Source organism: Vibrio echinoideorum (assembly GCF_024347455.1).
In the GTDB taxonomy this organism is placed as follows: Bacteria; Pseudomonadota; Gammaproteobacteria; order Enterobacterales; family Vibrionaceae; genus Vibrio; species Vibrio echinoideorum.
Genome location: NZ_AP025483.1, coordinates 3,342,787 through 3,366,693, shown reverse-complemented (window position 1 = coordinate 3,366,693; position 23,907 = coordinate 3,342,787). Strand labels below are relative to the sequence as shown.

21 protein-coding genes are annotated in these 23,907 nt (G+C 44.0%); 16 read left to right on the top strand and 5 right to left on the bottom strand.

Annotated elements, in window-relative coordinates; all coding sequences use genetic code 11:
- Nucleotides 1–19: 19 nt before the first annotated feature.
- Together OCV36_RS15255 and OCV36_RS15250 are read right to left on the bottom strand one after the other, a co-directional pair.
- Nucleotides 20–763 (bottom strand): glycosyltransferase family protein, encoded by a 744-nt coding sequence (locus tag OCV36_RS15255; protein WP_135455707.1) that lies wholly within the window; start codon nt 761–763, stop codon nt 20–22.
- A 9-nt stretch (nt 764–772) separates the two neighbouring features.
- Nucleotides 773–2,638: a polysaccharide biosynthesis protein gene (locus OCV36_RS15250; protein ID WP_135455705.1), complete on the bottom strand. Its 1,866-nt coding sequence runs from the start codon at nt 2,636–2,638 to the stop codon at nt 773–775.
- A 172-nt stretch (nt 2,639–2,810) separates the two neighbouring features.
- Between OCV36_RS15250 and OCV36_RS15245 the strand changes: the two genes are divergently transcribed.
- The 14 genes from OCV36_RS15245 (at nt 2,811) to OCV36_RS15180 (ending at nt 19,767) form a co-directional block, all read left to right on the top strand.
- Complete coding sequence (locus OCV36_RS15245) at nt 2,811–3,755, top strand: UDP-glucose 4-epimerase family protein (RefSeq protein WP_135455703.1); 945 nt, start codon at nt 2,811–2,813, stop codon at nt 3,753–3,755.
- 113 nt (nt 3,756–3,868) lie between these two features.
- Complete coding sequence (locus OCV36_RS15240; RefSeq protein WP_135455861.1) at nt 3,869–4,417, top strand: sugar transferase; 549 nt, start codon at nt 3,869–3,871, stop codon at nt 4,415–4,417.
- A 313-nt stretch (nt 4,418–4,730) separates the two neighbouring features.
- Complete coding sequence (locus OCV36_RS15235) at nt 4,731–6,470, top strand: SLC13 family permease (protein ID WP_210114713.1); 1,740 nt, start codon at nt 4,731–4,733, stop codon at nt 6,468–6,470.
- Between the two features lie 18 nt (nt 6,471–6,488).
- The gene (gene cysD / locus OCV36_RS15230; protein ID WP_135455699.1) at nt 6,489–7,403 is read left to right on the top strand and encodes a sulfate adenylyltransferase subunit CysD; all 915 of its coding nucleotides are present in this window, start codon (nt 6,489–6,491) and stop codon (nt 7,401–7,403) included.
- Nucleotides 7,404–7,409: 6 nt separating this feature from the next.
- Nucleotides 7,410–8,057: an adenylyl-sulfate kinase gene (cysC, locus tag OCV36_RS15225; RefSeq protein ID WP_135455697.1), complete on the top strand. Its 648-nt coding sequence runs from the start codon at nt 7,410–7,412 to the stop codon at nt 8,055–8,057.
- Complete coding sequence (locus OCV36_RS15220) at nt 8,057–9,019, top strand: DHH family phosphoesterase (RefSeq protein ID WP_135455695.1); 963 nt, start codon at nt 8,057–8,059, stop codon at nt 9,017–9,019. Before cysC ends, OCV36_RS15220 begins: the two co-directional genes overlap by 1 nt.
- A gap of 142 nt (nt 9,020–9,161) precedes the next feature.
- Nucleotides 9,162–10,568, top strand: coding sequence for a sulfate adenylyltransferase subunit CysN (gene cysN / locus OCV36_RS15215; protein WP_135455693.1), 1,407 nt, complete (start codon nt 9,162–9,164; stop codon nt 10,566–10,568).
- A gap of 353 nt (nt 10,569–10,921) precedes the next feature.
- Complete coding sequence (locus tag OCV36_RS15210; RefSeq protein WP_017629890.1) at nt 10,922–11,161, top strand: hypothetical protein; 240 nt, start codon at nt 10,922–10,924, stop codon at nt 11,159–11,161.
- A gap of 138 nt (nt 11,162–11,299) precedes the next feature.
- Complete coding sequence (locus OCV36_RS15205) at nt 11,300–12,004, top strand: YjbF family lipoprotein (RefSeq protein WP_135455692.1); 705 nt, start codon at nt 11,300–11,302, stop codon at nt 12,002–12,004.
- A gap of 21 nt (nt 12,005–12,025) precedes the next feature.
- Entirely contained in the window at nt 12,026–12,952 is a 927-nt protein-coding gene (locus OCV36_RS15200) for a capsule biosynthesis GfcC family protein (protein WP_135455690.1), read from the top strand.
- Nucleotides 12,952–15,234 carry a YjbH domain-containing protein gene (locus OCV36_RS15195; protein WP_135455688.1) on the top strand — a complete coding sequence of 761 codons (2,283 nt, stop codon included), beginning with the start codon at nt 12,952–12,954 and terminating at the stop codon, nt 15,232–15,234. The genes OCV36_RS15200 and OCV36_RS15195 overlap by 1 nt, the downstream gene beginning before the upstream one ends.
- Nucleotides 15,235–15,740: 506 nt before the next feature.
- A complete protein-coding gene (locus OCV36_RS15190; protein WP_102571974.1) occupies nt 15,741–16,874 on the top strand; it encodes a polysaccharide export protein in 1,134 nt (377 codons plus the stop codon).
- 113 nt (nt 16,875–16,987) lie between these two features.
- Nucleotides 16,988–17,428: a low molecular weight protein-tyrosine-phosphatase gene (locus OCV36_RS15185; protein WP_102496974.1), complete on the top strand. Its 441-nt coding sequence runs from the start codon at nt 16,988–16,990 to the stop codon at nt 17,426–17,428.
- A 167-nt stretch (nt 17,429–17,595) separates the two neighbouring features.
- Nucleotides 17,596–19,767, top strand: coding sequence for a polysaccharide biosynthesis tyrosine autokinase (locus OCV36_RS15180; RefSeq protein ID WP_135455686.1), 2,172 nt, complete (start codon nt 17,596–17,598; stop codon nt 19,765–19,767).
- Nucleotides 19,768–20,049: 282 nt separating this feature from the next.
- Here the strand turns inward: OCV36_RS15180 and OCV36_RS15175 are convergent, their stop codons facing one another.
- From OCV36_RS15175 to OCV36_RS15165, 3 genes are all read right to left on the bottom strand, one after another.
- Nucleotides 20,050–20,385, bottom strand: coding sequence for a hypothetical protein (locus tag OCV36_RS15175; protein WP_004733275.1), 336 nt, complete (start codon nt 20,383–20,385; stop codon nt 20,050–20,052).
- 431 nt (nt 20,386–20,816) lie between these two features.
- Nucleotides 20,817–21,407, bottom strand: coding sequence for an N-acetylmuramoyl-L-alanine amidase (locus OCV36_RS15170; protein ID WP_135455684.1), 591 nt, complete (start codon nt 21,405–21,407; stop codon nt 20,817–20,819).
- Nucleotides 21,359–21,832, bottom strand: coding sequence for a hypothetical protein (locus OCV36_RS15165; protein WP_135455682.1), 474 nt, complete (start codon nt 21,830–21,832; stop codon nt 21,359–21,361). The genes OCV36_RS15170 and OCV36_RS15165 overlap by 49 nt, the downstream gene beginning before the upstream one ends.
- Before the next feature lie 286 nt (nt 21,833–22,118).
- On the opposite strand from OCV36_RS15165, the gene OCV36_RS15160 reads away from it, so the two are divergent.
- Nucleotides 22,119–23,294: a helix-turn-helix domain-containing protein gene (locus tag OCV36_RS15160; protein ID WP_135455680.1), complete on the top strand. Its 1,176-nt coding sequence runs from the start codon at nt 22,119–22,121 to the stop codon at nt 23,292–23,294.
- Nucleotides 23,295–23,460: 166 nt separating this feature from the next.
- Nucleotides 23,461–23,781, top strand: coding sequence for a hypothetical protein (locus OCV36_RS15155; protein ID WP_135455678.1), 321 nt, complete (start codon nt 23,461–23,463; stop codon nt 23,779–23,781).
- Nucleotides 23,782–23,907 lie beyond the last annotated feature (126 nt).

Sequence of the window (23,907 nt, the reverse complement as noted above, 5' to 3'; positions counted from 1 at the left end):
GTTGAGCATGGTTGAATAATCATCGAATAAAATATATGAGTGTACTTTTAAGGTAATATAGGAACTCTTTTGAAAGTAACTTTCTATTTGAGTGTTGAGCTAAGTGTACACCTTTGAGCTCTGGGTAGTAAGTTACTAAATCACCTTCATTCTTAGCTCTTTTGCATATATCCACATCCTCAAAATACATAAAGTATTTTTCATCAAATCCTTGTAGTTTTTTAAATACTTCACATTTGAATAGTAAGAATGACCCTGCGGCCCAGTCTATGTTAACTGGAGAAAAAATCTGACTTTTATCATATTGGTCATCGCGTTTAATATTTAAAATACTTTTTATGGGATTTAGTAATGATGGGAAGTGCCTGATTGAATTGTCAAACTTCGTCATCTCTCTATCTGTGAATAGGTTGATAGTTGAGATCGGTTTTCTTTCAATTGCTACTTTGGATATTAAGCTGTTTATAGTTGAATTATTTACTTCTATATCAGGGTTTAGTATAAGGAAATAGTCTTTATTTTTCATTTCTTTTTTATTAATTAAATAATTAAATACTTCATTATTATTGGCCCCAAAGCCTTTTTTGTTATCTCCTTGTATTAATGTAATCCCCGAACTTTGACAGTATTGTTTTAGCTTATAGGTTGCGATAGTGTTTGATTTTAATACTATAGAGTGCTCTTTAGCTAGTTTTTTCAGTGTCGGGTTAGCGCAAATAATATCGTCATGACTATGATTAACAACTGAGATAAATAGTGCCATTTCTCAACCTTATTGTTGTTTGATGTATCCTGTAGGAGCATCGAGTATAATCCGCATTATGCATTCTTCATCGAAGTTATGGCAACATACATCCAGCTGGTTAAGTAGCGGTTGCATTTCACTCCAACTTAACATCTGTTCTCTGGCCGTCATTATCTTTTGATGGCCGCTGCCTTCCACATTATCCCCAATTAAGAGCTCTTCATAGAGTTTCTCTCCTGGACGTAATCCTGTGAACTTTATAGAAATATCGCCTTCTTGAGAGTCGCCTTCTACATTCTCTTGCATACCCATTAAATGAATCATGCGTTTTGCTAGATCGAGTATTTTTACTGGCTCTCCCATATCAAGCACAAATACTTGACCGTTGTGACCCATAGTTCCAGCTTGAATGACCAGCTGTGCTGCCTCTGGGATCAACATGAAGTAACGAATGATATCAGGGTGAGTGACAGTTACAGGGCCGCCACATTTAATTTGCTTCTTGAACAACGGTACTACTGAACCTGATGAGCCTAAGACATTGCCAAATCGTACCATTGTAAAGTTGGTGGTCTTCTGCTTATCGGCTAGTGCTTGAAGAACCAGCTCTGCCATGCGTTTGGTCGCGCCCATTACGTTAGTTGGTCTTACAGCTTTATCTGTTGAAATGAGAGTAAAGTTCTTCACGCCTGTTTGGATCGCAGCTTCAGCGCAAGCAAGTGTACCAAACACATTGTTACGAACACCTTCAACAATATTATCTTCAACTAAAGGGACATGCTTATAAGCTGCAGCATGATAAACGGTTTCAACCTCATGTGCTGTCATCAACTTTTCTAAGCGGTTTTGTCTCTGAACCGAGCCAAGAGCTGCGACGATTCGAGTCTCGCTTTTTACGTTGATCTTTGTCGAATTGAGTTCTTGATCGATTTTGTAAAGGTTGTATTCATTTAGCTCAAACAGCACAAGTGTTTTGGGTTTCTGTGACATGATTTGACGACATAACTCAGAACCGATAGATCCACCGGCGCCAGTCACCATCACATTCTTATTAAAAATGTTTTGTGCTAAAAGTTCCTTGTCTGGGTCAATGGCTGCTCTCCCAAGTAGATCGGCGACATCAAGATCTTTCACGTCAGTAGCTGCTGCTTTCCCTGCTGCAATATCTTCTACCGATGGTACTGATTGCACTGCGATTGGCCAATGTGACAATTTTTCAACCAACCTCAAGCGCTCACCTTTATTAATCCCATTAATGGCTAAAAGCAGCTTTACGGGTTGATAAAGTGATTGGAGGTGTTCAAATTCACTTGGGTGGTGGACCTTAAGTCCAAATAATATTTGACCTGACTTTGTAGGGTCGTCATCAAGTAATACGACTGGATTGTATTCATCCCCCTGAATCAGAGCATATGTTAAGTCGCGGCCGGTAGCCCCTGCGCCATAAATAAACACATTGGGCTTTTGGCGCTTAAACCAGTGATAATAAATTGAACGGATAAGTATTCTGGGGCCACCTAGCGTCAGGGTAGCCAAGCCAGCATATATAAATGGGACACTTCTAGGGATGAACGATTGGAAAAAAAATCCGCTCATTATTAAAGCTAAGGTCGAGATTATAACCCCAAAGAAAATGTTGCCAACGGCTGGTAGCATCATATAGCGTAGGACGGCTCGGTACATTCCTAATTTAACGAAGCTATAAATTGTGATTGAAACAGTAATAAAAAGAGTGATTAGTTCCTCTATTTCGACTGAAAAAAATGCATTTCCAAGCCTTAAGGCAATGGCTAGATAGAGTGAAATCACGATAGCGAAAATATCATAGCCAATACTGATGAAACGCTTGTTCTTGCGTTTAGCATTAAGCAATATATGTATTGGTCTGATCATGGTGTTCCTTAGCGAGCCACTGAGCGTCTTAAGTTTGATAGTTATAGTTTTTAGACTGTATTTTAATGTTGTTGAGTGCGGTAAGCTAGTTGTAATTGATTGTTATGTGCCACTCGGTACCTTTACTGTTAATCTTGTTTGATATTTGCTCAATAGTTAGGCTTTTTGCATTATGAAAATTTTGGTCACAGGTAGTACTGGTTTTGTAGGCTCTAGAGTTGTTGAGTTGGCCAGAGAGCGTGACTGGGCTGTCATTCCGGTTGTGCGTCAGCAAATAGAGCCACTAACTAATAGCCTGGTTGTCCCTTCCATTGACACTTCTACTGATTGGTCTAGTGCATTCGAAGGTGTCGATTGTATTGTTCACTGTGCTGCTCGAGTGCATCAAATCAATGAGACCGAGCAAGATGCATTAATAGCCTATCGAGATATTAATACGCTGGGTACATTGAACTTAGCAAAGCAAGCTGCAGAAGCGGGCGTTAAAAGGTTTGTATTTGTCAGCTCTATTAAAGTTAACGGTGAATTCAGTGAGCCAAGTTTACCCTTTGAACCGAATTTAAAGAATACTCCACAAGACCCTTATGGCTTGAGCAAGTATGAAGCCGAAGTTGAGTTGGCTAAGCTTTCAAAAGAGGCAGGATTAGAAATGGTTATCATTAGGCCACCATTAGTTTATGGGCCTGGCGTAAAAGCGAATTTCTTATCTATGATGCGTTTGATTGACAAAGGCATTCCGTTACCGTTCGGCGCTATAAAGAACCAGAGAAGCTTGGTTTATTTGGATAACCTTTCCGATTTGATACTGACGGGTTGTGAACATCCTTTGGCTCCAGGGCATACTTTCTTAGCTTCTGATGATCACGATGTGTCGACTACTCAGTTAATGCGGACTATTGCTCAATCAATGGGTAAATCACCGCGATTAATTCCAATCCCAATGGCTTGGATACAAGCTGGATCGTCAGCTTTAAAAAAGAAGCACATAGCTCAAAGGATCTGTGGCAACCTCCAGGTTGAGATAGGTTTGACGAAAGAGATCTTGGGATGGAAACCTCCTGTAAGTTTTGAACAAGGGATCAAAAGCACAGTAGAAGCTTACTTGAAGTCGCATTGATGCGTTTTAGGTAGCTTATGGCTTTCTTATCCATAAATTCTTCAGGTATCCTTTATTGATTAGTGGCGCTTATAGCGCCCCCATGTTTTCAATCCGAATTTGATAGGACACATATTTTGATTCGTTTGTTAGATTTTGTTTTTGCTTTCTTTGGTCTGTTGTTCCTATGGCCAGTATTTCTTATTATTTGTATCCTTGGTTACTTTGATACGGGGTCGCCTGTCTTTTTTCAGACCCGTGTAGGTCGTAACAAAAAACCTTTCACCTTGGTGAAATTCCGTACAATGCCTGTGGAGACAAAGTCTGTAGCGACTCACTTAGTTGGAGCGAGTTCAGTGACTAAGCTCGGTGGATTCCTGCGTAAGACCAAGCTGGATGAGCTTCCTCAGTTATACAACGTACTTAAAGGTGAAATGAGTTTGGTTGGTCCAAGACCATGCCTGTTTAACCAGCAAGAGCTGATTGACGAGAGAGAGTCGAGAGGAGTGTTGTCGGTTAGACCGGGTGTGACTGGGTTAGCTCAAATCAATGATATCGACATGTCGACACCGAAAAAACTCGCGGAGTGGGATCAACACATGATTAACATGTTGAATACTAAATTGTATTTCCAATACATCATTCAAACAGTATTAGGCAAAGGCTCGGGCGACCGCGTTTAATTTGCCTCTTGCTTTCTTACCTATCTTTGACGTTTTTTAGAATCAGTTTTGTATGATAACGAGGCTTAGGCAAGGGGCTATAACGTGTAGTGAATGTGGCTGTTCAGATCTTAGGTTATTGAATTATAACCACCATTTTACGTAGCGAAGTCAGTGTTCGTTAGTTTTAGTGTTGACGAGAGCCATTAACTGACACCTGTATGTCCCTGTTTTATGGTGTCACTATACTTAAGCCTATAACGTCACCATGATAGGCTGTTCTCTTTGGTGTTTGTATTCTCATACCTTAGTTCGTTTATTTGGAGCATTGGTTTTGCTTGATTGGTTAATGAATCCTGCTGTTCAAGTACTTGGCTTGTTCGTTGCAACAATTTGCGGCTTGATACGCTTTCAATCTCAGTCTGATAGAGTGTTTGGTGTATTGTTGTTAGTGCTTTTTACTAGCTCTCTTGTTACGACAGAGCAGGTTATCCAAAGCTTTTCAAATATGGGTTTATTAACTTTGATGCTGTTGATTATTTGCTCTGTAGCATTAGAGAAAACGAAGCTACTAAGAGTAGTTACCAACTATGTTATTGGACCTAATTATCGTCTCACCTTGCTCAGGTTATTCAGCTTAACCACTTTTTCTTCAGCGATATTGAACAATACTGCGGTCGTTTCCACTATGTTGGCACCGATTCGCAACAACCCGCATCACAAAGCCAGTAAACTACTTATCCCTCTTTCTTATGCTGCCATACTAGGTGGAACCTTAACCTTAGTTGGAACGTCCACTAACTTAATCGTCAATAGTTTGGTTATCGACTCAGGTTTACCCAGTTTGAGGTTTTTCGACTTTACCATTGTGGGCTTATGTTTGGTGGTGGGTTGTGGGGCGCTTTTGTTTGTATTAAGCCCATCATTGCCAGAGTACGATAAGGGCCAAGTTCAGATTCGTGACTATATTATTGATACTGAAGTCGCTTCAGATTCGGATCTAATCGGAAAGTCTGTAGAACAGAACGGTCTTCGACATTTAGAGTCCTTATTTTTGGTTGAAATATTGAGAGAGGGGCGCTTGATTTCGCCTGTTACCCCCCAGGAGATTATTGCACCCAATGATCGCTTGTTGTTTAGTGGTGATGTGAAGAAGATCACGATACTAAGGGAGTTCAATGGCCTTTCTTTGTTTGCGAGTAATAGTGGTTTACCCCTCGATAACCTCTCCGAAGTGGTAATTAAACCGGAAAGTAACCTGGTCGGAAAAACACTTAAACATTCAGGCTTTCGTGCTTTGTTTGATGCTGCTGTCGTTGCGATTAAACGCGATGGCGTGGCGTTGTCGGGGAAGCTTGGTGAGGTAACGCTTGAGGCTGGTGACTACTTAGTGCTTGCAGTGGGAAACGATCACTATTCAAGAAATAATATCCGTAAGAATTTTTACTTATTGAGCGAAGTTGAAACGGATCAGTGCTTAAGTGGTTGGAGAGAAAAGCTGACTGTTGTTGGGTTTCTCGGTTCTATCTTGTTGGCGGCGTTAGGTGTTGTGTCTCTTTTTAAAGTGATGTTGATCTTATTAGGTGCACTTTTGTTGTCCGGGTGTTTAACGGCTAATGAGGTTCTGCAGCGTTTACCTAAAAATATTTGGTTAATTATATCCTCCGCCCTGCTCTTGTCTCAGGCTTTAACGAATAGTGGTGCTTTGGGGGGGCTAGAAACAATGGTTCATTCATATGATTATTTGTTTACTCCACTGACGGGCTTGATTGTTGTTTATTTGTTGGCGTGGTTAATGACAGAGTTGGTCACTAACAATGCGGCGGCTGCACTCGTACTTCCTATTGGAGTCGAATTGGCTTCGAGTTTATCTGCAAACCCCCAAGCGTATATACTTGCAGTAGCGTTTGGCGCCAGTGCCAGTTTTATTAGCCCGTATGGCTACCAAACTAACCTGATGGTGTTTAATGCGGGTCAGTATAAACTGCAAGATTTTGTGAAAGTAGGTGTGCCGATGTGCCTGCTTTATGGCGTGATTGTGTTAACCGCAATACCTGCCTTTATTGGATTGTAACTTAAGGACTTCTTTGAAATGAATGTTTCTCCAGAGCGTATGACTCATCTAAAGCAACTAGAAGCTGAGTCTATTTATATCATGCGTGAGGTTGCCGCTGAGTTTGATAACCCGGTAATGCTATATTCTGTCGGTAAAGATTCTTCGGTGATGCTCCACCTAGCGCAAAAAGCATTTGCGCCAGCGACGCCTCCGTTCCCGTTAATGCACGTAGATACCACGTGGAAGTTCAAAGAAATGATTCAGTTTCGTGACTATATGGCGGAAAAAGTGGGTATGAAGTTGATTGTGCATCAAAACCCTGAAGGAGTAGAGATGGACATCAGCCCATTTGTCCATGGCAGCTCTGTACATACTGACATCATGAAAACCCAAGGCTTGAAGCAAGCTCTGGACAAGCATGGCTTTGATGCTGCATTTGGAGGCGCACGCCGTGATGAAGAAAAGTCTCGCGCCAAAGAGCGTGTCTATTCCTTCCGCGATGAGCATCATCACTGGGATCCAAAGAATCAACGTCCTGAGCTATGGAATGTGTATAACGGCAAGGTAAATAAAGGCGAGAGCATTCGCGTGTTCCCTTTGTCAAACTGGACTGAGCTGGATATCTGGCAATACATCTACCTAGAGAACATTGAAATCCCAGGATTATACCTAGCGGCAAAACGTCCAGTGATTAAGCGTGACGGCATGCTCATAATGAAAGACGATGAACGTATGGAGCTCAAAGAAGGCGAAGTGATTGAAGAGAAGATGGTCCGCTTCCGCACGCTTGGCTGTTACCCGTTGACGGGAGCGGTAGAGTCCGAAGCCGCGACGCTGCCAGAAATTATCCAAGAGATGCTACTAACCACAACGTCTGAACGCCAAGGCCGTGCCATTGATCATGATTCTTCTGGCTCAATGGAGAAGAAGAAACGCGAAGGGTATTTCTAAACGGTTATGACGACTCCATACCAATATAAAAATAATGACTCGGTGAGTGATGATGTAGTGTGGCACAACTCAACGGTGACCCATGAAGACCGTGTAGCTCAAAAAGGGCAAAAGCCTGTAATACTTTGGTTCACTGGTTTAAGTGGTTCCGGTAAATCGACCGTTGCAAATGCCGTTGAAAGTAAACTGCTGCAAATGGGCAAGTACAGTTATCTACTTGATGGCGATAATGTGCGCCATGGCCTTAATAAAGATTTAGGTTTTTCAGATACAGACCGCATTGAAAACATCCGCCGCATTGGTGAGGTAGCTAAGCTGTTCGTTGATGCGGGTAATATCGTGTTAACTGCGTTTATATCGCCGTTTATTTCTGATCGCCAACAAGTGCATGAATTGGTAACTGAAGGCGGATTTCTTGAAGTGTTTGTCGATACACCGCTAGAGGTGTGTGAAGCACGTGACCCTAAAGGGCTCTACAAGAAAGCACGTGCTGGTGAGATTAAACACTTCACAGGCATCGACTCAGAATACCAAGCACCGGTAAACCCTGAAATCCATCTGTATACGGCAGATCTATCGATTGAAGCGTGCGCGGATTTTGTCGTAGCTGAACTTGAGAAGAAAGGCTATTTACAACTAGGAGAGCATGCTTAATGCATTATGACGTATTTAACGGTGATGCCGACGGCATCATTGCCTTGTTGCAATTGCGATTCGCTGGGCCAAAAGAGTCTACTTTGATTACCGGCGTGAAGCGTGATATCAAACTGTTAAAACAAGTGGATATCGACAACGCCAGATCAGTGACGGCGCTGGATATATCCATGGAGAAAAACCTACCAGAACTGGAAGCTCTTTTGCAAAACAACGTGAAAGTGTTTTATTGCGACCACCACCGCAGTGGCGATATCCCATCGTCAGACAACCTAGATGCACTAATTAATTTGGATGCAGAAGTGTGCACCAGTTTACTGATTAATGATCGCCTAGGGGGACAGTACGCTAAATGGGCTGTTGCGGCCGCGTTTGGTGACAACCTGTTTGCTTCAGCCAATAAGCTAGCACAAGATATTAGCTTAACCGAATCAGAAACCGAGTTCTTAAAAGAGCTGGGTACGTTGATTAACTACAACGGCTATGGCGCAGCGTTGAATGATTTGCACATTGAGCCTTTAGACCTGTATCAACAATTGACAGCCTACGTTGACCCGTTATCGCTACTCGATGATGAAAGCTCGCCGTATCACACACTGAAGAAAGGCTACGAGCTAGACCGTAACCAAGTGTTGAGCACCACGCCAACTTACTCGGACACGCAGTGCAAAGTGTTTGAGCTGCCGTGTGAAGCGTGGGCAAGACGCATCAGCGGCGTATTTGGCAACGAGCTTGCAAATCAAAGCCCTGACCTAGCGCATGCTGTACTAACGCTAAACGCGAGTGAGCAAGATTACACGGTGAGCGTGCGTGCACCATTGAACAACCGTGTGGGGGCGGATGACATCTGTTCATCGTTTCCAACTGGTGGCGGCCGTAGAGCAGCCGCAGGCATTAACGCGTTAACGCTCGATGACAAGCATAAATTCATTAACACGTTGTCAGCGTATTACGCCCATTAAATGAAATGTAATTGCGGAAGGTACACAGTCACCCTCTGCAATGTGGAGCTAAGGCTCCCGTACTCTAGAGTGCAAAGCATTCGAGTTGACAACCCAATTATACAGGGCATCGAAGCCTGAAAAATAAGATTAGGAGAACGATATGTCTCACAGCTCAGAGCTTATCGCATCGGATATCGAAGCGTATCTGAAAGTTCATGAAAACAAAGATTTATTGCGTTTCCTCACTTGCGGTAACGTTGATGATGGTAAGTCTACATTGATTGGTCGTCTACTTTACGATTCAAAGTTGATTTACGAAGACCAAATGGCGGCGATTGAGAAAGATTCTCAGAAATTCAACACCACCGATGGTGATTTTGATCTGGCGCTTTTGGTGGATGGTCTGCAGTCAGAACGAGAGCAAGGTATTACGATTGATGTAGCATACCGCTACTTCTCAACGGATAAGCGTAAGTTCATCATCGCCGATACTCCAGGACACGAGCAGTACACGCGTAATATGGTGACGGGCGCTTCTACTTGTGAGTTAGCAATTGTAATGGTTGATGCTCGTTACGGTATTCAGACTCAAACCCGCCGTCACAGCTATATCTGTAGCTTGTTGGGTATTAAGCACATCATTGTCGCTGTCAACAAAATGGACTTGATGGACTATAGCCAAGAGGTGTATCAGAAGATTAAGGCTGATTACCGTAAAATGGCGAAGAACTTCAACATCGATGATATCCGTTTTGTGCCAATTTCAGCCCTTAACGGAGACAACGTGGTGAAACCAAGTGAAGCGATGGATTGGTATCTAGGTGCAACGCTGATGAAGCTGCTTGAAACCGTCAAAATTGACCAAGATAAAGACCTTGAACACATGCGCTTCCCGGTGCAATACGTGAATCGTCCTAACCTAAACTTCCGTGGCTTCTGTGGCACGCTCGCGTCTGGTTTGGTGCAAGTGGGCGATGAAGTGACAGCGCTGCCATCAGGTAAGAGCTCTCGCGTAAAGTCCATTTATACCTTTGATGGTGAGCTGGATACCGCACGTCCTGGTCAAGCGATCACGTTGATTCTTGAAGATGAGATTGATGTGTCACGCGGTGATATGCTGGTGCACAACGGTCATGAGCCTAAAGTCACCAATCAGGTCAATGCTTACGTCGTATGGATGGGTGAGAACCCAATGCGTACGCATAAAGAATACATTTTTAAGTTTGCGACCAAATCTTGTGTAGGTAAAGTGACTGGCATCCCTCATAAAATTGATGTCAATACATTAAAACAGCACGCCGAAGAGAGTGAAACGTTAGACCTTAACGAGATTGCTTTGTCTGAGGTTGTATTGACGGACAAGATCGCTGTTGATACTTACCAAACACTGCCACAAACGGGGTCATTCATTGTGATTGACCGTCATAATAATGTGACAGTGGGTGCGGGTATGGTTGCATCGGTACCGGGTGAAAAAGAAAAAGGCCGTGTCTACTCTCCATCAGAAAAAGACTTGAACGCCTACGTGCGTAAGCACTTCCCTGAATGGGGCTGTGCAGAGGTATAACCTAATAATACTGTAGTTGCACACTGAGTTTGAACTACAGTTTTAGGCAAAGGCTCTGGTGTGGCTTGTCTTCTAGGCTTGGCAGAGGGTTTATCTTCTAAGCTTAACAATCGGTTTGTGTGCTTACCTTGCCTTACATAGGCATTAGCATGGGGATAGGTTTCTGCTTTGCACTCATATTTGTGTGACGCTATTTCCTAAATGATGCTTTATAAGGTATTGCTTATGATTTACTCATTTACTTGATTGTGGTTATTATCTATCATGATCAATCAGTTGTTTAAGCTGAGCAACTGATTGAGGGTGTGAAAATCACTCTCTACATATAAACGTTTATATTAATGGAAATCATTATGAAAAAGATGGCTCTAGCAGCTGCATTAGCAGTTAGCTTCTCAGGTGCTGCATTTGCAGCAGAAGAAACAGCGGCAGCTGGTTCAAGCACTGGCACAGCAGCAGGTACTGGTGCATCTGCAGCAGCAGCTGGCACAGCAACAACAGTTGCAGTAGCGACAGCAGCAGTAGCGGCAGCAGCAGCTGTAGCGGTTGCTTCTAACGAAAGCGGTGCAACAACTACAACAACTACTCGATAATTTTTGAGTAATACATGTTTTAGTTAATGTATGTTTAAAACCATTTTATGTGAAAGCATAAAGTGGTTTTTTTATACCTAATTGATTAATTTCCATATTGGACAGCAGCAACCAGATTGCTAGGAAGCAGAACTCGTCATGCTTAAACCTCTAATCATATCTATTGGCCTTTTTCTTGCTGGTTGTTCTCAGCAGTTTCAAGATGTTAACTCTACTTTTGATGAAGCTTTTTTTGGAAGCTCCGATGTTGAGCTATCCAAGGAATACATTCAAACCTTACCTTATTCCAGCATTTATGCAGAAGTGAATGACCAAGGTAAAATCTTTATGGTTTTAGCGTACGTCGGTGAAAACCCGCAAACGGGCGCAGAACAGTTAAAGTGGATGTCTTCTGACAAAGCGATGATCGTCACTGAAAATGGACGTATCGTACAAACACTATTGCTTCCTTACGAAAACCTTTCTGGTTTGGCATTCCAACCATTAAATACGTTCTCGTCTGGAAACAACTCGTCAGCCGATTCTTCTTCTGCGTTTGATGTGTCAGTGAACCCAGGTGCCCAAAAGTGGCAAGCGGTTTACGACTGGCAACCTAACTATCGATTTGGCTATACAGCAAATATTACCCGAACGTATGCGGGAAATGAAACGGTCGAAACACCGTTAGCGTCTTTCGATACTAAGAAATTCCAAGAAAAAATTAACTTCCCTATGTTAGAACAAGAGATCACCAACAAGTATTGGGTCGACAGTAAAGGCAAAGTGGTCAAAACCATACAGTATTTAGGCCCTGATATGACAAGGCTTGAGCTAACCGTCCTTAAGCATTATCAAAGCAATTAACGAATAGGGTAATGAACTAAAATGATGAATTATATGAGTCACGCATCAAAAATGACGGGACGTCGGTTGCCATTGGTGAGAACTTTATTAACGGTGAGAGCTCTGTTAATGATGAGCGCTTTGTTTGCTTTGAGCTCCGCTTCTGCGGCTTCTAATTTTGTTACACCTGATGGCTCTTCTTTAGTGAAAACAACAATCGAGCTTCCTCTTCAAGGTGTGACGCTTGAATATAAAGCTAATGTTCGATTGCTTCAGGTGTTAGACGACGCGAATGCTAGCTCTAACGAAAATGCTAGCGGCAGTATTGGTTACTTCCCCCTTTCGGCTCAACTGTTTGATGAAACCAATACTGAAGCGACTGCAGCTACTAGATTTAAAGAAGCTAACGAATCTATCGAAGCCAAAAAGCGCAATGTACTGAACCAGCTTGAAGCTTTCGCAGTAGAAGAGCCAGAAGCAAATTTAGTGCGCCAACAATTAGCCTCTTTCCAATATCTCAATCGAGTTTTTATTGAGCTAGACCGTAATGCCGTTATCTCGCAATCAGATAAGAATCCACTGCTTGTTTCAAGTTCTCGTACTAACAAGCCGTCAGCCAGTCAAACTCAAGCCTTTTCTCTGTACTTGCCACAACGACCAACGTCAATTCAGTTGATGGGGGCAATGAAAGAGTCGGTAACAATGAATCTGATTGAGCATGGAACCTTGAATGATTATCTCGATGCATTGCCGAACGGCTTTATTGGTGAATCCGCAGATAAAAGCGTGGCGTATGTTGTTCAGCCAGATGGCGTGGTGCAAACCATTCAATACGCTTACTGGAACGAACAGCCAGTTTACCTAGCACCCGGTGCCATCGTATTTATGGCGTTTTACTCTTTGCCATCGGAATACTCAACGTTGAACCAAGATATCGTCGATTTGCTACGTCATAAGGTTGGCCTGTAATGCTGAAACAGAAATCATTCCCTCTATCGGCAGTGTGCACAGCGGTTACCTGCGCCTTGTTAATAACGAACAGTGCACAGGTTTTTGCAGAGACGGTTTTTGCCGAAACAGCCATTGATTCTTCTTCGATTCGAGCAGAAAAATCATCATTCGACGACACCGAATACAAAACATCACAAATGAACTTTGGTGGTGTTGGCTTAATGCAAATGCCAACAGGCCGAATGGCACCAGAAGGCGAGTTTAACTTTAGTGCCTCGTTTAACAATGAATACCATTTTTATAACGTCAGCCTACAGGTGATGCCTTGGCTTGAAACCACCATTCGTTATACACAAGTACAAGACCTGCTTTATAGCGGAGGCGCGGACCAAGATTGCTCTCAAAACTCATTCAGTGGTTGTACTAAATACACAGATAAAGGTATCGACTTTAAACTGCGTTTAATCGAAGAAGGGTACTATTTACCGGAAGTATCGGTCGGTATGCGTGACTTTGGTGGCACCGGTCTGTTTGATGGCGAATTTATTGCGGCTACCAAACGCTTTGGCCCTGTTGATTTTACCTTGGGCATGGCTTGGGGATACATGGGCACCAGTGGTAACTTCACCAACCCATTGTGTAAAGCCAGTGACAAGTATTGTGATCGCCCTTCAGATACTAAAGGCAATGGTGGCAGTGTCGATTTTGAGCGTTGGTTTAAAGGTGATGCGGCGATTTATGGTGGTTTTGAATACCAAACCCCTTATAAGCCGTTAACCTTAAAGCTTGAATACGATGGCAATGATTACTCTCAAGACTTCCCTGTTGTACGTGGTGGTGTCGACATGACACAGCATACGCCATGGAACGTGGGCGCGGTCTACCGTTTCACCGATTGGGGCTCAGCGAAAGTGAGCTACGAGCGAGGTGATACGCTAACCCTTGGTTTTGACCTCTCGACTAACTTCAATGAAATGTATTCTGTGTGGCGAGATACCGAAACAGCAGAGTTACGCCCAAGCGGTGTCGAGACGGTTGACGATATTGATATGGCGGCCCTTGCAGAAGAGCTTGAAACCGTCGCAGGCTATGAACAAGCGCAAATCTTGGTCGACGATAACAGCATTGTAGTAAAGGGCACTCAGGTTAAATACCGAGACAGAGATATCGCCCTTGAACGCGGTGCGACCGTGATCGCCAACGCGGTACCGAGTTACATCGATACCTATAGAATCATCGAAAACGATAAATCGATGGAACTCACTGAGACAACGGTAGATGCACAAGCATTCAAAGCGGCGGCTAACAATCATTACCTTAACGCTCAAACCAGCGACGCAACAAGTACTCACGAATTAGAACGCAAGAAATCCGTGATTTATCATGATGGACGTGAACGATTCGACGTGTCGATTTCACCAAATCTAGCTCAATCGTTCGGTTCGGCTGAAAACTTCTACTTATACAGTTTGGGTTTATACACCAATGCTTCGTTCTGGGCGTTAAACAATGTCGAACTGTCGGGCTCGCTTTATGTCAACTTAGTCGATAACTACGACAAGTTTAATTACGAAGTCCCATCAGACGGCACCGACCAAACGCCAAGAGTAAGAACCTTGTTCCGCTCTTATGTTGACGATACGGTTCGTTTAGATCGCTTACAACTGACTTGGTTTGAAGACTACGGCAGCGGTGTCTACACCCAAGCCTACGGTGGTTACCTAGAGAGCATGTTCGCGGGTGTGGGTGGCGAAATCCTGTACCGCCCATTCAACCAAAACTGGGCCATTGGTGCAGACATGACCGCGATAAGTCAGCGCGATCCTGAAAGCTGGTTCGGCACGTTTGATCAAGAGATCCAAGTCAACCCAGACGACAGCAGCCGAACGTACAAAGTGATCGATAAAGGCACGACTGGCTTTATTACCGGTTACTACACACCACAATGGGACTTCTTGAGCGATACCTTACTGAAAGTCGGTGTCGGTAAATTCCTTGCCGGTGATATCGGTACTCGTGTCGACTTCTCTAAGCAGTTCAAGAGCGGCGTGATTGCCGGTGCGTTTGTCAGCTTAACCGACATGACAACCGAAGAATACGGTGAAGGCAGCTACACCAAAGGCTTCTACGTATCAATTCCGTTTGATTTAGTCACAGTGAAACCAAGCTCAAGCCGCGCTGGCTTTACCTGGTTACCGATCACACGTGACGGCGGCCAAGTGCTGAACAAGCAGTACAACTTGTTCGATCAAACCGATGCGCGCTCACCTTGGTTCCAAAGACCAAGTAGCGTTAAGTAGATTTTGGGGCAGATACGAAATAAAGGTTGATGCGAGATAAAGGCAGATACGAAATAAAGACAGATGCGATTAACGAGATTTGAAGAGTTCTTCGCTTTTCGTCTATTCGCATCTCGCTACTCTCATCCGCTTCTAGGCTCTCGCATCAACCCTTAAGCACTTTAATCTTGAAACCATTCAACTAGGTTGATAATAACCACAATTTGTGGATAATGCTTACGGATTAAACTAACCGTATGCAAGCGCATTTTTTTGCTACGTTTTAGACAAAATACGCCTATTCAAATTCCATATTGATAGGGGCAGATTAACTACGCAGTGTGATGTCGCGGAATATCAAGGGGCGGTAGCGTTTCTATCTTTGATATTAAGGTGGAAGCGAGATCACGGTAATAGCTCTCCTTAACTCTCTTAAATACTGCGTAGCTGATAAAATTGTTTGTTCTAACTTCTTTGGGTGTCCTTTGGGATATCACGACACATTCCGTTTCTATGACTTGGTTAACATGAAGATTAATAAAAATCGTCTCCTTATAGCGCTCCTTCCTGCATTGCTTGCAGGGTGTACTACTCCAGGAACTCACCTTTCTACTGGCAACAAGAATGTGATTCAGCCTTCAGAGGAACAGCAAGAATCTGATATCTCTGATGTGGTTAACCTTTACCCACTGACAGCTCAATCAGTATCGAGTTACCGAAACGAATCTTTATCGGTTTCCCAAGCTAACCCGACATTAGATGTTGATATTGCAAAGTATGAATACCAAGTGGGTGTCGGTGATATCTTAAATATCACGATCTGGGATCACCCTGAACTGACGATTCCTGCCGGTTCTTACCGTAGCAGTGCAGAAGCGGGTAACTGGGTTCATGCTGATGGAACCATCTTCTACCCTTACATTGGTACGGTAGAGGTTGCAGGCAAAACGGTACGCGAAGTTCGCGCTGATATTGCAACTCGCTTAGCTAAGTATATCGAAAGCCCTCAAGTTGATGTGAACGTAGCGGCTTTCCGCTCTAAGAAAACCTACATTACAGGTGAAGTGTCAAACCCTGGCCAGCAAGCCATCACCAATATACCATTAACTCTACTGGATGCAGTAAACCGCTCTGGCGGTTTATCTGAAGATGCTGATTGGCGTAATGTTTCATTAACCCGCAATGGCGTGGAAGAAAATCTTTCGCTTTATGGTTTAATGCAACGTGGTGACCTAACGCAAAACCGCTTACTGCAAGCGGGTGATATTGTTCACGTGCCTCGTAACGACAACCAAAAAGTGTTCGTGATGGGTGAGGTGAACGATCCTCAATTACTCAAGATTGATCGCGTTGGGATGAGCCTAACCGAAGCACTCAGCAACGTAGGTGGTATTAACCAGCTGACGGCAGATGCAACGGGTGTGTTTGTCATCCGAACTTCAGATGATAAATCAGAACGCATGGCGGACATCTATCAACTGAATATGGAAGATGCATCAGCTTTAGTCATTGGTACCGAGTTTGATTTAAGACCTTACGACATTGTTTACGTAACGGCAGCACCAATCAGCCGTTGGAACCGTGTAATTGGTCAGCTTGTACCGACCATTTCAGGCTTCAACGACCTAACCGAAGGTATGTTGCGCGTCCGTAATTGGTAATAAACCCTGATTAATCATCAGGTTGCATTTTGCATTTTGCATGTTACGTGTAACCTGATTTTTACATCTAAAAGTAAACCCAGCTTATAGGCCCAATACAATTAGAGACAATTATGTTTAATAAAATTTTAGTCGTATGCGTGGGCAACATTTGTCGTTCCCCAACTGGAGAGCGAGTTTTACAAAAATTGCTTCCCAATAAAGAAGTGGCCTCTGCGGGTATTGCTGCCGAAAAAAGTCGTTTAATCGGTAAGCCAGCAGATGAAACTGCAATCTTAATTGCCGCTGAAAATGGGGTCGATGTTGAAAATCATCAGTCTCAACAAGTGACGCCACAGCTTTGTGCTCAGTATGACTTGATCTTGGTGATGGAGAAGGGCCATTTAGAAGCGCTGACTCAAATATCGCCAGAGGCACGTGGTAAAACCATGCTGTTTGGTCAGTGGATTGGCCAAAAAGACATCCCCGATCCACACCGTCAAAGCCGTGAAGCGTTTGAATACGCTTACAAGCTGATTGACGAAGCGGCACAAGCTTGGGCAAAAAAGCTTTAGAGAAGAAAGTTAAGCGTTAGCTAAAGCTCGTTAAGCTTTCTATATAGTCAGTTAAGCTTACCCAGTAAAGCTGTGACATATAGCCATTAATAGAATCATATAAAAGAGAAGCAAATAAGCCGTATTTAGCTTCTCTTCAAAATACTAGTTTAGGAAGTAGCAAACAAATGACAACACAACCCTCTCAGCAATCACACACAGATAACTCTGATGAGATAGATCTAGGGAAACTGCTTGGTATTCTGCTGGACGCTAAATGGCTAATCATGCTGACCACATTTGTTTTTGCTGTGTTTGGTATTGCGTTTGCATTGCTTTCAACGCCGATATACAAAGCCGATGCCCTGATTCAAATTGAAGAAAAAAGCTCTGGCGGCATTTCATCGATGGTCGGAGATATGGGCGAGTTGTTCTCTCAAGAATCTTCTGCCACAACAGAAGTCGAGATCATTAAATCTCGTATGATCTTGGGTGAAACGGTTGATAAGTTTAACCTCACGACGGTGACATCACCTAACTATGCACCTATCGTCGGTAAGGGCTTTGCACGCTTAACTGGCGACATCAACCACATTGCGGTTAGCCGTTTTAACATGCCAAGCTATGCAAGCGACTACGGGCACACGATCCAGATCCTAGATGCCGAACAGGGCACTTACCAACTGGTTCGTGACGATGAGCGCGTTATCTTGCAAGGCAAAGTGGGTGAGTTAGCAACAGCCGACGACTACAGCTTGTTTGTGGCAGGTTTTGAATCGCATAACGGTTTTGAGTTCTCGATTGGTCAACGTAGCCGATTACAAGCGATAGAATGGTTGAAATCTTCTTTGTCTTTGTCTGAACAAGGCAAGCAAACCGGTATTCTGAAGCTAAGTTTTGAAGGTGAAAACAAACAGCAGATTTCTGCTCTCCTTAACCACATTAGCCAGATTTACTTTTTACAAAACGTGAAGCGTAACTCAGCAGAAGCAGAGAAGAGCCTAGAGTTCTTAGAAAGCCACCTTCCGGGCATTAAATCTGAGCTAACTGGCTATGAAGACGTACTGAACAATTATCGCCAAAAGAACGAATCGATCGACTTAGGCTTAGAAGCACAATCAACCCTAAAGGTAATGGTAGAGCTTGAAGCGCAATTGAATGAACTGACGTTTAAAGAGAGCGACATCAGCCAGCGCTTCACTAAAGATCACCCCGCATACAAAGCCCTGATTGATAAACGCAAAACGTTATTGGGTGAGAGAGAACGCCTAAACAAGCAAGTACAGAAGCTGCCAAAAACACAACGTGAAGTACTGCGTATGACACGTGATGTAGAAGTAAACCAACAGATCTACATCCAGCTGTTAAACAAGGTTCAAGAGCTGAGTATTATTAAAGCGGGTACGGTCGGTAACGTTCGCATCTTAGATGACGCTCAAGCGTATGCTCGCGCCGTTAAACCGAAGAAGCCGCTGATTGTTGTATTGGCGACGTTACTGGGTGGCATGTTAAGTGTCGCGTTTGTATTGGTGAAAGCGGCGTTCCACCGTGGTGTTGAAAGCCCTGACCAAATTGAACAAATCGGCCTTCCGGTATACGCAGCGGTACCAAAATCAGATTTACAAATTGAGCTAACCAACCGCTTTAAATCGAAGAAACAGCAAACCAAGGGCACTCAAGCACTGCTTGCTGAATCGAACCCTGCGGACCTTTCTGTTGAAGCACTGCGTGGCCTTCGTACCAGTTTGCACTTTGCAATGCTCGAAGCGAAAAACAACGTCTTGATGATCTCTGGCCCTGCGCCAGGCATTGGTAAATCATTCATCTCGACCAACTTTGCCGCAGTAGCTGCAAAAACAGGCCAAAAAGTGTTGTTGATTGATGCCGATATGCGTAAAGGTTACCTTCAACAAAGCTTTGGTGTGAACTGGGACAATGGCCTTTCTGATGTTTTAAGCGGTAAGCAAGAGTTTGCTCAATCTATTAAAGGAACACCAGTAGAGAACCTAGACATTATTACTCGTGGCCAAGTGCCACCCAACCCCTCTGAGCTTCTGATGCACCCACGCTTTGCAGAACTGATGGAATGGGCAGCAAAAGAGTATGACTTGGTGATTGTTGATACCCCACCCGTACTTGCGGTAACCGACCCAAGTATTGTTGGCGCCTTTGCGGGTACCACATTAATGGTGGCGCGTTACGGTCAAAACACCATTAAAGAGATAGAAGTAGCTCGTAACCGCTTCGAACAATCAGGTATCGAAGTGAAAGGCGTTATCTTCAACGCCATCGAGAAGAAAGCATCAAGCTCGTACGGCTACGGTTACTACAACTACGCATATTCGAGCGACAAGAAATAAAGAGCAGTAACGGGATGCGAGTAATCGGGTAACGAAGAGCAGAAAGGCAGATGCGAGATTCGAGTGGCGAGATACGAAAAGCGCCACTCGAATCCGCTCTTCATTTCTTCATCTCTTCGAATCTCGCTATTCTTCACCCGAATCTGCTCTTAAGCCTTTCGCATCCCGTTTACTCGCTACCCGCATCTGCTCTTTCAGCTCTTCGCATCCCGTTTACCCGTTACTCGCATCTGCTCTTTCAGCTCTTCGCATCCCGTTTACCCGTTACTCGCATCTGCTCTTCTACTTCTTCACCACCCCACCCGTTAAATACAATCCAATCGCTGCTAACACCGGATAACCAAACGCCTCATTGGTCATTTCCCCTAAAGGCTTCCAATCGTAACCATGCATGCAGCCCAGAATTACCATCACATGCAGTGCCACATAAGGAATGGTGAACAACAACACAATGTAGCGCTGTACCAACTTAAAAGGTTCATACGCCTTAAGCAGTGCCAGCTTGTGCTTCGCTTTTTCTTCATCAGTAAAAAACATCGCATCTCCTGTGTTGGTGAGTGCATCTAACCCCTTGCTAATAGAAGACTGGCTCCCGAATATTCTTCCGAACAATGTCATACTGCTCCTTGGTTTATTGATTGGCTTTGACCGCCTTTCTCGCCTTTCTCGCCTTTCTCGTCATTCCCCCATTCTGTTGCTTTAGAAGTGAGGAACGAAGTATCTGGAATTTGCTCTTAAGCCTTCCGTATCCTACTGACTCGAATCCCACATCTGCACTTTAAATGATTCGAAGACTTAGCTTTTGGTCCTCCCCCTTGAACGCCGGACTATTGTGAGTGGTGTAGTTAATAAAAGGGGGAGTTAGAGGGGGTTGCTAGCGAATGCCTAACCAACCCCTCCCAGCCTCCCCTTATATTGGATATTTTTTGCCAAGTAACAGTCGTGATAAAGGGGAGGAGCTAAAAGCACCACTCTCACTTTATTGTTCTCACTTTTCTCATCAGCTCTTAAGCCTTTCGAATCTCGATACTCGAATCCCGCATCTGCTCTTAAGCTCTTAAAGCCATAACCGGACATGCTTTATTCACGCCCCAATCTTTATGCCCCTTAACATTCTCATCTGAAATCAAGAACTGCTCTTGTAGCGCAGTCATCAAACCAAACAGCGCCTTACGCTGCGCAAGTGTGAAGTTATCTTCTGGTTGCAGCTCGGCATTACAGCCTCCGACCAAACAAACCCCAATATTGCCCTTGTTGTGTCCTTTCACATGCGCGCCAGTTTGTGACAGTGGCCTGCCAAGTTCGACATCCCCATTGCGACGAATAACAAAGTGATATCCCACATCGCGCCAGCCTTTCTTTTTATGCCATCGACGAATCTCGGCTACGTCTACATCTTGCTGTGGTGGTGTGGCGCTGCAATGCACCGTAATAAATGAGAATGCCGGGCAATGAGGCAAACGGAGTAAAACCGAAACGAGACTGAAGGAATAGGGCGCGAGTGAAAAGCAAGGCTCTAACGAAGGACTTCGCTCTTGCGTGCTAGCCCGCTCTTCCGAGTCATCCAGTTCTTGTGAATCAGCAGACGCTTCTAACGGCTGGTGTGGAACTCGATCAGTTGCTGGTGGAGTGTTTGACAAAATAAATCCTCGTGTTGTTGTAAATAGGCGATTAAAGACGTTGATAACGATTCTTTTAAATTAGGGTGGAATGCGATGTGTTGTCGCAAACTGGCGGCTACGGTTTTTGCATAACCAGAGTGTTGGTTTACATAACGCAAATACATCACGCAATAACCCAGTGGCTGCCTGCGCCGCGCTCGGCTGGTCATCCAACAAATATCCTCATAGCTGGGGACGTCACCGCATTCATCCTCATTAAAATAACAACCTTCCATTTGGCTTTCTTTATAACCGCCGGCTTCATAGCTCAGTACTTGGCCAGACCCATCACTATCAATAAAAAATAACGGCTGGCGTGATTGAATGAGGGAGTTAGCACGGCACTCGATGCTCGCCATACCGGGTTGATACGCTGAAATAAAAAGAGAAACTATCGCCTTCATTAAGCACCTTATTGCTGCATGGGGAGGGCAATGTACTTCACCATTCTTGATTGGGGTTGGCGGGAATAACACGAAAACAGAGGAACACAAAAAAGTGAGAGGTGCTTCGAAAAGTCATTGCTTAATAAGGTTGATGTTGCATATCTATCCGAGGCGATTAACCAAACATCTTTTCTTACAACTTATCTCATAGGCCTTTCGCCCCCAAAGCGCCAAAAAGTGTTGTTAATGCCCTTTATATCAATGGATTTCTGTACGAATGATCATTTAACAAGGAGCGTTACCCATGTGTGTTTCCCTCATTCTTTCTTTCATCCCATTAAAAACCGGATCGCCTATCAGTAAGTTGGTGCTATTAAAATTGGCCGACAATGCAGACGCGCGCGGCGTGTGTTTTCCTTCCCTAAATTACTTGGCGCAATATTGCGAAGTGTCGGTAAGAACCGTGAAACGACACGTTAACGAATTGGAAAAACAAGGCTTTGTGAAGCGGATAAAGCGGTTTGATGATTCAGGACGCCAGCGCAGCAATATATATCAGCTGCGCCTACCCAACGACAGCCACATTCAGCAGGCCGATCTAGACCAAGCAGCCAGAGCTCTAGATCAAGAAGACAGAGATCTAGACCTAAATGATCAAACCGACCTAGATAACGCCAATGTAGAACAAACAGACTTACCGTCAGCCTCGCCAGAAAATGTACAGAAGACAGAACGAGAAAAGAAAACAGAACAGGCGCAGAAAACAGACCATTCAGACACTCCCCTGGGTGACTCAAGATCCAACACGGAGAGTGATCACCTGGCACACATAATCTTTCATAAAGAACATAAAACAGAGTTGAGCTTGAAAAATGGCATCTTAGATGACACCGATGTACTTGATCCCCCAAGCGGTTCTGAACAACATGAGATCTCGACACCTCAAGCCAACGTCACCAAACCAATAAGCCAACAGAATGAAGCCGTGATTCATCTGCTCACTAAAGAGGGCAATGCGCCGATTTATCATGAGTTCACCACCATATTAGAACGTACCTACCCAAAGTTAGATGTGCTGCAAGAACTGCATGCCATGCAAGCGTGGTTGTACATCAACCCGGATAAGCGCAAACCCTTTGAGCACATTGGCCACTTTGTGAATGGCTGGCTAAGAAGAAGCGCCCAAGCCAAAGCGAAGCGAGACTCATCGCCAGTCTTTAAGCAAACACAAGCGGTGAAATCCTCAAAGAAAGCTCAATCGATAAAAGCCGTAGGATCAAGAAAAGTAGATGCGCCTACAACAGCTTCAAATCAAGCGCAGCCAATCAAAAGCAATCAAGCCGAAAGCAAACCTCAACAACCGACTCCTGTCTCTCAGGCACTAGCGGACTACAGAGCCAAAAGCACCACCAATCCGTTCGAAGCACGTATCAAGGCCCTAGTTCAATCCAAATCGCCCGGCACGGGTTCTAAGCAGTGACCATTCGATCATTCACAGACTAAGCGCTTGTTTACGCAGTCCTAAGCTATTGAAAAATTAAGAGCCTATAAAGACAAAATCTTAGGAAAACCAAAGGCTAAGGCAGAGCAAACGCGAATACAGACAAAAAACGGCAAGAAACAAAAGTAGAATTAGGAGAGGGAAAATGGACGATACCAGCCTAAAAAAACTGACAATGGAAGAAAAAGTAACCATTTTAGAAAAAGAGATAGCGCGAGTGGAAGGGCGTATAGGCGAGTTCTTGAAACTGCTGGTTAGCCACTACCCACAAGGGCTAACACGCACTGAAATTAAAGAGCTCTTAGTGGTAAACAACAACCCCAGCTTCGTGTCCCTGTACCGCAACGGCAACATTTTCATTGATATAGAAAAGCGCTATTGCGATGCAGCACAAGAAAACCGCTACCACATAGGCACTCAGTACCTGCAAGACGTACAATGCTTCCGGTGGCTGAATACGTGGTGAGTTGTTTGTCATGCCAGAGTCAATTTCAAACTGGTTAATATGCACTTACTTTGCTAGAATGCCCCGCATATTTAAAACCGTATGAAAAACGCATAAACCTGAAGCACAGTGATAAATTGTGATTCA

What these genes read in the sequence shown, in the direction of transcription:
- OCV36_RS15220 (WP_135455695.1), top strand. Translation starts at nt 8,057, where the DNA reads ATGCATTATGACGTATTTAACGGTGATGCCGACGGCATCATTGCCTTG.
- OCV36_RS15185 (WP_102496974.1), top strand. Translation starts at nt 16,988, where the DNA reads ATGTTTAATAAAATTTTAGTCGTATGCGTGGGCAACATTTGTCGTTCC.
- OCV36_RS15210 (WP_017629890.1), top strand. Translation starts at nt 10,922, where the DNA reads ATGAAAAAGATGGCTCTAGCAGCTGCATTAGCAGTTAGCTTCTCAGGT.
- OCV36_RS15165 (WP_135455682.1), bottom strand. Translation starts at nt 21,832, where the DNA reads ATGAAGGCGATAGTTTCTCTTTTTATTTCAGCGTATCAACCCGGTATG.
- OCV36_RS15245 (WP_135455703.1), top strand. Translation starts at nt 2,811, where the DNA reads ATGAAAATTTTGGTCACAGGTAGTACTGGTTTTGTAGGCTCTAGAGTT.
- OCV36_RS15200 (WP_135455690.1), top strand. Translation starts at nt 12,026, where the DNA reads ATGATGAATTATATGAGTCACGCATCAAAAATGACGGGACGTCGGTTG.
- OCV36_RS15155 (WP_135455678.1), top strand. Translation starts at nt 23,461, where the DNA reads ATGGACGATACCAGCCTAAAAAAACTGACAATGGAAGAAAAAGTAACC.
- OCV36_RS15180 (WP_135455686.1), top strand. Translation starts at nt 17,596, where the DNA reads ATGACAACACAACCCTCTCAGCAATCACACACAGATAACTCTGATGAG.
- OCV36_RS15205 (WP_135455692.1), top strand. Translation starts at nt 11,300, where the DNA reads ATGCTTAAACCTCTAATCATATCTATTGGCCTTTTTCTTGCTGGTTGT.
- cysD (WP_135455699.1), top strand. Translation starts at nt 6,489, where the DNA reads ATGAATGTTTCTCCAGAGCGTATGACTCATCTAAAGCAACTAGAAGCT.
- cysC (WP_135455697.1), top strand. Translation starts at nt 7,410, where the DNA reads ATGACGACTCCATACCAATATAAAAATAATGACTCGGTGAGTGATGAT.
- OCV36_RS15195 (WP_135455688.1), top strand. Translation starts at nt 12,952, where the DNA reads ATGCTGAAACAGAAATCATTCCCTCTATCGGCAGTGTGCACAGCGGTT.
- OCV36_RS15160 (WP_135455680.1), top strand. Translation starts at nt 22,119, where the DNA reads ATGTGTGTTTCCCTCATTCTTTCTTTCATCCCATTAAAAACCGGATCG.
- OCV36_RS15250 (WP_135455705.1), bottom strand. Translation starts at nt 2,638, where the DNA reads ATGATCAGACCAATACATATATTGCTTAATGCTAAACGCAAGAACAAG.
- OCV36_RS15190 (WP_102571974.1), top strand. Translation starts at nt 15,741, where the DNA reads ATGAAGATTAATAAAAATCGTCTCCTTATAGCGCTCCTTCCTGCATTG.
- OCV36_RS15175 (WP_004733275.1), bottom strand. Translation starts at nt 20,385, where the DNA reads ATGACATTGTTCGGAAGAATATTCGGGAGCCAGTCTTCTATTAGCAAG.
- cysN (WP_135455693.1), top strand. Translation starts at nt 9,162, where the DNA reads ATGTCTCACAGCTCAGAGCTTATCGCATCGGATATCGAAGCGTATCTG.
- OCV36_RS15255 (WP_135455707.1), bottom strand. Translation starts at nt 763, where the DNA reads ATGGCACTATTTATCTCAGTTGTTAATCATAGTCATGACGATATTATT.